This is a genomic window from Rhodothermales bacterium (assembly GCA_034439735.1).
Classification (GTDB): Bacteria; Bacteroidota; Rhodothermia; order Rhodothermales; family JAHQVL01; genus JAWKNW01.
In genome coordinates this window covers 1-8,937 of the sequence record JAWXAX010000097.1, presented here as the reverse complement: position 1 = coordinate 8,937, position 8,937 = coordinate 1, and the positions used below count along the sequence as shown (strand labels likewise).

The following is an 8,937-nucleotide window of genomic DNA, read 5'->3' as shown; positions in this document are numbered from 1 at the left end:
GTTACGGCCGCCGGGATTGCGATTCCATGCGGGTGAACCCCGGGTTACGGCCGCCGGGATTGCGATTCCATGCGGGTGAACCCCGGGTTACGGCCGCCGACATGGTGGTCGCAAGACGGGAAACGAATGCTGGGCGGCCTAACCCGGGCTACGGGCTTGCGCCGTATTGTACCATTGCGCATTTTGCCTTTTTCCTTTTCACTTTTGCCTTTCCCCCATGTTTTCTCGCCGCCACTTCCTCGCCACCGCCGGCGCCCTCACCGCGCTGCCGGCCATCGTCACCTCCGCAACTCCGCGCCGCGCGCCGAGCGACACGCTTGTTCTGGGCCTCATCGGGTGCCGGGGGATGGGGTTTGGCGATCTGAGCAACCACCTGAACCAGCCCGGGGTGGTCTGCGGCGCCTTGTGCGATGTGGACGACGCCATCCTCCAGCAGCGCGGCGCCGAGATCGAGGCGCGGACGGGCAAAAAGCCGGCGCTCCACCGCGACTTCCGGGCGCTGCTGGACGATCCCGACATCGACGCCGTCATCATCGGCACGCCGGACCACTGGCACGCCCTCATGATGGTACTTGCGTGCCAGGCCGGCAAGGACGTGTATGTCGAGAAACCGATGGCTAACTCCATAGCCGAGCTCGACCTGATGGTGCGCGCGGCGCGCCGGTACAACCGCGTCGTGCAAGTCGGCCAGCAGCAACGGAGCGGGCCGCACTGGAAAGAGGTGGTGGATTTTGTGCAATCCGGGCAACTCGGCGCCATTCGTCAGGTGCGCGTGTGGGGGCATTATGATTACGGCAAGGGCCTGGAGCGCATCGCAAATGGAGCGGCGCCGGCGGGGCTCGACTACGACCTCTACCTCGGCCCCGCCGCTGATCAGCCCTACAACGCCAACCGCCTCCACAATGGCTGGCGGCATCAATGGGCGTTTGGAGGCGGACTGCTGACCGATTGGGGCGTCCACCTGCTCGACATCGTCCTCTGGGCGATGAACATCGACGGCCCGCCGAAGTCCGTCGCCGCCGCCGGCGGGATCTACGCCTACCCCGAACGCGCCATCGAAACGCCCGACACCCTCTCCGTCCTCTACGAAATGGACGGCTACACGATCTCCTGGGAGCATTTCGGGGGGATCGAACGAGGGCTCTACGACAGAAACTACGGCATCGCCTTCATCGGCAATAACGGCACCTTGGTCGTGAACCGCGACAGCTGGGAGGTCGTGCCCGAAATCGGCCAGGGCGCCTATCTGATCCCCCCGTTTCCCCGCAAGCCCGGCTCCCCCAACAACCACGGCCTGCACGCGGCCGACTTTATCGAAGCCATCAAAACCCGCCGCGACCCCGCCTGTACCGTCGAGATGGGCCGCGATGCCGCGTTTTACGCCCACCTGGGCAACATCGCCTACCGGACCGGCAGCCGGCTCGTGTGGGACGCCGCCCAGAACCGCTTCGCCGACAACCCGATCGCCGATGATTACCTCAAGCCGGCGTACCGGAAGCCGTGGTCGTGGCCGAATATCGGTTGACTATACATAACGAAAAACCCGTACGTCGGGTAAGGCCGACAGGCCGTAACCCGACGCCCTCGTCCACGAATTGCCGTAGGTCGGGTTAGGCCGACAGGCCGTAACCCGACGCCCTCGTCCACGAATTGCCGGCTGGCCGACAGCAAGACGGATAACGAATGCTGGCGGTCGGGGCGTTTCCCGGGTTACGGCCGCCGGGATGCGGGTGCGAGATGGATAACGAATGCTGGGCGGCCTAACCCGGGCTACGGGGGTTTCGATGTTATCCCAACACCTTCAGGCCGTTCAACAACATCTGGACGGCCATCATCACCAACAACATACCCATCAACCGCTCGATGGCGGCGAGGCCGCGGTCTTTGAGCATCCGGTATAACAGCGGCGCGCCCAGCAGGGCGACCGACGTCATCGCCCAGGCGATCATCAGGGCGTAAAACCAGTTCAGCATCCGGTCCGGCGCACTGCGGACCATGAGGATCAGCATCGCCAGGGCCGACGGGCCGGCGATCATGGGCACCGCCAGCGGTACGATGAAGGGCTCGCCGCCGACGCTGTTGTGCCCCATCACCCCTTCCTTCCCCGGGAAAATCATCCGCAGCCCGATGATCAACAGCACGATCCCGCCGGCAATCGTCACCGACTCCTGCTGGAGGTGCAGAAAATCCAGAATCCGCTGCCCGGTGAACAGAAACAGCAGCAGAATCGCCAGCGCGATGAACAACTCGCGCACGATGATGCGCTGCCGGCGGGCGGGGTCGATGTCTTTCAGAATCGACAGCATCACGGGGATATTTCCCAACGGGTCCATGATAAACAGCAGCACAACGGCGGCGGACCAGATCGAGTCGGAGAAGTCCAATTGGTTGCAGGTTGGCAGGTTGCAGGTTGGCAGGTTGTTTCTGCGTAGCTGAACCGCGGTTTACTGGGAAGCTACAACGAACGACATCACTAAACCTGCCAACCTGCAACTTGCAAACCTGCCAACCACTTCCGAACTTTTTTCCCTTCCATCCATACTATCGCCCGGCCCTATTCGTTTTCCACCTGTCGGTCCCCTGTACCACAGGTAGTTTTCCATCGTACCGCGGATGCTTCTTAGCGACGAGCAACTCGCTTCAGCTTACCTCACGCATAACGACGAGCGAGCGTTCAGCGCCCTCGTCGCCCGTCATCAGGAGCGCATTTTTGGCTACCTATTGGGTATGGTGCGCGATCGAAACGTGGCGAACGACCTGTTTCAGGAGACCTTCCTCCGGGTTATCCGCGCCATGCAGAACCAGCGCGGCTCGTATGCACAGCAGGACCGATGGCTGGCCTGGGTGATGCGCATCGCCCGCAACGCCACGCTCGATTACCTCCGCAGCCGGCGTAAATGGCAGGACGTGCCGGACCAGGGCGACGACGACGCTCCCTCGTTCTGGGAGCGCCTGACCGACGACACGGTGCCGGCGGATGAGTTGCTCCATCGGGCACAGCAGCATGACTGGCTAGAGGCCTGCATCGACCGTCTTTCCCCCGAACAGCGCGAGGTCCTCCTGCTCCGCCACGAAGCGGACATGACGTTCAAGGAAATTGCCCAGCTTACCGATTGCTCGATCAACACCGCCCTCGGGCGCATGCGCTACGCGCTGCTCAACCTGAGGAAGATGATGAACGATAAAAAAAAAGTACCCACGACTGAACTAACCGAGCTCCTGTAGAGCGCGCCCAACCTGCTTTTATGGAAAAGAAGCTACAACTCCTGTCTCACCTGTATGGCGAAGCCGAGGACGCGACTCCCCTTCCGGAGCTGCTTCAGGATTCCGACCTCACGTCGGAATACCAGGCCATGAGCGAGGCCAAGTTCTGGCTCGATCATTCCATCCCCGCGAGCCCGGATCCCGAAGTGGTCTCCCGTATTCTCGCCGCCGCCGCCGGCGCGGGCGCCCCGCCCCCGGTGGCCTTCACCGATCGCGCGCCGGCCCCTCGCCGCGCTACAGGCGCTCGTAAAAAAACCTGGAGCTTCGCCGCGGCCGCGCTCAGTCTGGTCGCCATCGTAAGCCTCATACTCGTCAATCGCACGCCTTCGTTTAACGCGACTGAGTTCGAAGCCGCGCCCATCGTCGCGCAGGAGGCGCCGGCCGCGTTTGAAGCCGACGCCCTGTCCGAATCCGCTTCCAGCGGTCTGGCCGACGACTTCGCCGCCCGCCGGGAAGCGGCGGCGGACTCCGGCCAGCCCCTCGGCGGCACAGCTGCGGCAAAAGCCGGCGCGGCCGCTTCCCTGGCCTCCGCCGAATCCGCCCACCCCGCATGGGAGGAAACGGAGGCGCTCATCCAGTACAAAAGCCGGATCGACCACCTCCTCGAACAGAGTGAGGACCTCAACTGGGACGAGATGGTGGTGCCGCTCGAGGCGCTGCCCGGCTACTCGCCGGCCGCTCCGCCCGCCGGCCTCCGGCTGAACGAAGCATCGAGCACACGAACGGGTAATCAGTAGGCCATGCCACGCATCTTCCATAGCCTCGGCGCGTTGCTGCCCGCCCTTATCGTCATGGGGATCCTTGCCCTGCCGGCGCTGGCGCAAACGCATACACTCACCATCCAGAACGGAGAAGTCCGCGTTGACGGTCGCCTCCAGGAGCCCGACCAGATCCCGCCGTCCCTCCAGGTGAACGACGTGACCGTCCAGCTCTCGTTCACGGGTGCGACGGCCTTCACCCTCGACGGCCACTCCTACACCATCGTCGAGGGCGCACTTCGCGAACTGCCGGCGAAGGACCAGGAGTCCCGACAGACGACCGTCGTATTCCGCAATGCCGCGCCCGGAGCCCCGCCAGCCAGCGCCGAAGCCATGTCCTACGACGACGCGGCGAGCCCGCTGATGCAGCACTACTTCCTGGAAGTCCAGCGCGAGGATAACGCGCTCTACAACCGCCTCGTCACCGAGTTCGACCTCGAAGCCGAAACCCTCACCCGCGCCCAGCGCATCCGCGGGATGGCTGCCGGCACTGATCGAGATGCCCAGATCACCGAACTTCGCCAGCTCCTCGTCCGCATCTTCGAACTCAAACAGGAGAACCGGCGTATGGAGGTCGAGCAACTCGAAAAACAACTCAACGAGCTCCAGCGCCGCTTCGAAGAACGCGAGGACCTGAAGAGTCAGATCATCGACCAGCGGTTACGCGAGTTGATTCAGTAACCCTTCTTTCATCGATTCCCCCCAGCCCCTATCTTCGTCGGCAGCACACCCTCGCCTTGCTGTCCGAATGAAGGTCTCGACGCTCCTACTCTTCCTATTCCTCGCCGCGCCGGCCGCCGGCCAGCCGGCTATCCCGCGCCCCGCCGACGTCTTCGGCTTCGAACCCGGGGCCGACTACTCGCTGGCGGATTACGGGCAGGTGACAGACTACTTCCAGCGCCTCGACGCCGCATCGGACCGCGCCCGCCTGATCGAAATCGGCGCCTCGGTGCAGGGCAGGCCGATGGTGCTGATGTTCATCTCCAGCGAGGCGAACATGCGGCAGCTGGACCGCTGGCGGACGGTGAGCGAGGAGCTGGCGCGTGGCCGGGTCGACGAGATCATCGCCCGACGTTACGCTCGCGAAGGCAAAGCCATCGTCTGGATCGACGGCGGGATGCACGCCAGTGAAAAAGCCCATGGCCAGATGACCCCCGAACTGGCCTACCGACTCGTCGCCGAGGAAAGCTACGAGATGCAGCACATCCGCGAGAACGTAGTGGTGTTGCTAATGCCCAACATCAACCCGGATGGGCTGGATATCGTCACCAACTGGTACCGGAAATACCTCGGCACGCCGTACGAGACGACCGGGCCGGCGTGGCTGTACCACCCGTACGTCGGCCACGACAACAACCGGGACTGGTTCATGAACACCATGCCGGAGTCCGAGGCGGTGTCGCAGGTACTGTACAACGAGTGGTACCCCCAGATCGTCCATAACCATCACCAGACCTCGCCGGCCTGGGCGCGCATCTTCCTGCCGCCGTTTTCCGACCCCGTCAACCCCAACATCCACCCGGGCGTCACCACCGGCGTCAACCTCGTCGGCTCCGCCATGGCCAACCGGTTTGCGATGGAGCGGATGCCGGGCGTCGTGTCGGACGTCCAGTACAGCATGTGGTGGAATGGGGGGATGCGGACTGCCCCGTATTTCCACAACCAGATCGGCATCCTCACCGAAACGGCCCACGCCACGCCCACCCCGCGTTATTACGACCCGGATTCCCTTCCGCCCACCCTCGCCGGCCATCCTCAGACGCCCACCGACGGCACCGACATCTTCTACCCCTATCCCTGGAAAGGAGGCAACTCCCGCTTCCGGGATGCGGTCGACTACATGGTCACGGCCTCCCTCGGCCTGCTCAACATCGCGGCGGACCGGCGCGAGCGCTGGCTGTACGACAGCTACGCGATGGGCCGCGACGCCATCGAACGCGGCACAGCCGAGGCGCCCTTTGCCTACATTGTGCCGGCCGACCAGCACGACCCCACGGAGGCGCTCCGTCTCGTTGAAGTGCTGCGCAAGACGGGGCTTGAAGTGCACCGGGCCGAACGGGACTTTGCCGCCAACGACACCACCTTCGCCGCCGGCAGCTACGTCGCCTTCACCGCCCAGGCCTTCCGCCCGATGTTGGTGGATCTGATGGAGCCCCAGGCCTACCCGGATCGGCGGGGTCCGGACGGCTCGCCGGAGGTACCGTACGACCTCGCCGGCTGGACGCTGCCCCTCCAGATGGGCGTCCGCGTCGTCCGCGCCGAGACGCCGTTTGAAGCGAACCTCTACGCAATCACCGAAACGACCCTCCGCCCGGATGCAGGCCAGGTCTCGGGCGATGCGGTCTATGGCTACGTACTTCCGCACACCGCCAACGGCAGCGCGCTGGTCGCCAACCGGCTGCTGAACGCCGGCGAAAGCGTCAGCTGGGCGGGCGCGGGTTTTTTGGACGGGGACACGACCCATCCCGAAGGCGCGATCATCATTCAGAAAGGCCCCGAGACGGAAGCGCGGCTGCGCGAGGCGGCCGAGGCGACCGGGCTGTCGTTTGACGGACTCGCCGTGGCGCCGGCGGCGCCTCTCCACACCCTGGAAAGACCCCGGGTGGGGCTTTACAAATCGTGGTTCCCCAACATGGATGAGGGATGGACACGCTGGCTGCTGGAGCGGTATGAGTTCGCCGTCGACACCCTGCACGATGCCGACCTGCGCTACGAGAAACTCGCCACCTACCACGCCGTCATCCTCCCGAGCCAGGACGGCGAAGGGCTACTCAACGGCCACGCCCCGAACACCATGCCCGCGGAATACACGGGCGGTATCGGCCTGGAAGGGACACTGGCGCTCAAGCAGTTCGTGGAAGAAGGGGGAACGCTGCTCGCTTTCGACGCGGCCAGCGATTTCCTGATCGATCAGTTCGGACTGCCCGTCCGCAATGTCGTGCGAGGCCTGTCGTCCGACCGTTTCTTCATACCCGGCTCGTTGATACGGATGGACGTGGACGCCGGCCACCCGCTCGCCTACGGGATGGCGGACACGGTCGCCGCGTCGTTCCAGCAAAGCCGGGCCTTCGAGGCCGTACGGAAACCCACAAAAGGGGAAGGCGGACGCGAATCGACCACCGAAGCGCCGGCGCCGGAGGTCGAGGTCGTCGCCCGATACGCCGCGTCCGACCTGCTGCTCAGCGGCTGGGCGCTCGGGGCCGACGACCATATCGCCGGCAAAGCCGCCATGATGCGCGTGCCGCTGGGCCGCGGAAACGTAGTCCTCACCGGCTTCCGCCCCCAGTTCCGCGGCCAGCCCGGAGGGACGTTTAAATTGATCTTCAACACCCTCCACGCCGCCACCCTCACCGATTTCCCTGAACCCGAGCCGGGGGAGTTGCCAGCGCCGGAAGGAAACCGATGATCGATCATCGATACTTTTCACTTTTCACTTTTCACTTTTTACTTTTTACTTTTTACTTCCCCAGCCATGTCTCACACCCGCCGCCAGTTCCTCCGCCGTGCCGCTTTCGCCGGCGCCGGCCTCGCCCTCCCGTTCCAGCTCCTGGCCGACCCATACGCGCCCCTGCTCCGCGCCCCTGCCGGCCGGCCCGTGCGTATCCGCGGCCGTGTTCGCGCCGGGCGGGTCAACCTCGCGGGCGTGTCGGTGACCGACGGCGTGTCGGTCGTGAAGACGGCCGTCGATGGGCGTTACGAATTGTTTTCGACCGACCTTCAGCCCTTCGTGCACATCAGCCTGCCCGATGGCTTCCAGATCCCCGTCAACCAGCCCGGCACGGCCCGATTCTACCAGCCCCTCGCCCCGAATCCACGCGGTGAGATGGAGGCCAGCTTCGACCTCGAGGCCACCGACCGCGCCGGCCGGCACACCTTCGTCGTCCTGGCCGACACGCAGACGCAGACGCCCTACGAGATGGGCCTGCTACACGCCCAGACCGTGCCAGACGTGATGGCCACCGTCAGCCAGCTCGACACGGTCTCCTTTGGCGTCGCCTGTGGGGACATCATGTTCGACGACCTGTCCCTCTACCCCGAGTACGAGCGCGCCGTCAGCCGGATGGGCGTGCCGTTTTTCCAGGTGGTGGGCAATCACGACCTCGATTTTTCGGGAGGATCGGATGGGGCGTCGACCGAGACGTTCAGCCGGCATTTCGGCCCCCGGTACTACTCGTTCGAGCGCGGCGATGTGCACTACGTGGTGCTGGATGACGTGTTTTACCATGCGAAAGGCTACATCGGCTACCTGGACGACTTCCAGCTCCTCTGGCTCGCGAACGACCTCGCCACCGTCGAGGCCGGCCGGACGGTCATCGTCTTCACCCACATCCCCGGCCTCGGCACGGCTCCCATGCGCGAGGGCGAAGGCGGCCCCAGCATCAGCGGCTCGATCACCAACCGCGAACGGCTCTACCGCATCCTCGAGCCCTACAACGCCCACCTGATCACCGGCCACACCCACGAAAACGAACACGTGTTCGAGGGCGGCGTGCACGAGCACATCCTCGGCACGGCCTGCGGCGCGTGGTGGAGCGGCCCGATCTGCTACGACGGGACCCCGAGCGGCTACGGGGTGTTCGACATCGACGGATCGAACGTGTCGTGGCGATACAAAAGCACCGGGATGCCGTTCGAGCACCAGCTGCGGGTGTACCCTCGTGGGGCCGACCCCGCGTCGCCGAACGAGATCGTCGCCAATGTGTGGGACGCCGATCCGAGCTGGGAGGTCGTCTGGTACGAAGACGGCGAACGCAAGGGCCCCATGGCCCGACGGCTCGGGCGAGACCCACTGTCCGTCGAACTCCACATCGGCCCCGAGTTGCCCAGCCACCGCCCATGGGTAGACCCGCAAGTGCGATACCTCTTTTACGCCCCGGTGTCGCCCTCGGCGCGGTCGATCCGCGTCGAGGCGCGG

General features: G+C 64.8%; 7 protein-coding genes. 6 read left to right on the top strand and 1 reads right to left on the bottom strand.

All coding sequences use genetic code 11. The features are described from left to right. Window positions 1-217: 217 nt before the first annotated feature. Window positions 218-1,525 carry a Gfo/Idh/MocA family oxidoreductase gene (locus SH809_07930; protein ID MDZ4699618.1) on the top strand — a complete coding sequence of 436 codons (1,308 nt, stop codon included), beginning with the start codon at window positions 218-220 and terminating at the stop codon, window positions 1,523-1,525. Window positions 1,526-1,787: 262 nt separating this feature from the next. On the opposite strand, the gene SH809_07925 is transcribed toward SH809_07930, so the two are convergent. After that, a complete protein-coding gene (locus tag SH809_07925; protein MDZ4699617.1) occupies window positions 1,788-2,384 on the bottom strand; it encodes a YhgN family NAAT transporter in 597 nt (198 codons plus the stop codon). 229 nt (window positions 2,385-2,613) lie between these two features. Between SH809_07925 and SH809_07920 the strand changes: the two genes are divergently transcribed. The 5 genes from SH809_07920 to SH809_07900 all read left to right on the top strand — a co-directional run. Further along, entirely contained in the window at window positions 2,614-3,225 is a 612-nt protein-coding gene (locus SH809_07920; protein MDZ4699616.1) for a sigma-70 family RNA polymerase sigma factor, read from the top strand. 20 nt (window positions 3,226-3,245) lie between these two features. Next, window positions 3,246-4,001, top strand: a complete 756-nt coding sequence (locus tag SH809_07915; GenBank protein MDZ4699615.1) for a hypothetical protein — start codon at window positions 3,246-3,248, stop codon at window positions 3,999-4,001. Between the two features lie 3 nt (window positions 4,002-4,004). Further along, the gene (locus SH809_07910) at window positions 4,005-4,703 is read left to right on the top strand and encodes a hypothetical protein (protein ID MDZ4699614.1); all 699 of its coding nucleotides are present in this window, start codon (window positions 4,005-4,007) and stop codon (window positions 4,701-4,703) included. 67 nt (window positions 4,704-4,770) lie between these two features. Beyond that, window positions 4,771-7,428, top strand: a complete 2,658-nt coding sequence (locus SH809_07905; GenBank protein MDZ4699613.1) for a M14 family zinc carboxypeptidase — start codon at window positions 4,771-4,773, stop codon at window positions 7,426-7,428. A gap of 66 nt (window positions 7,429-7,494) precedes the next feature. Beyond that, the coding region (locus SH809_07900) for a calcineurin-like phosphoesterase family protein (GenBank protein MDZ4699612.1) at window positions 7,495-8,937 on the top strand (1,443 nt) is incomplete at its 3' end.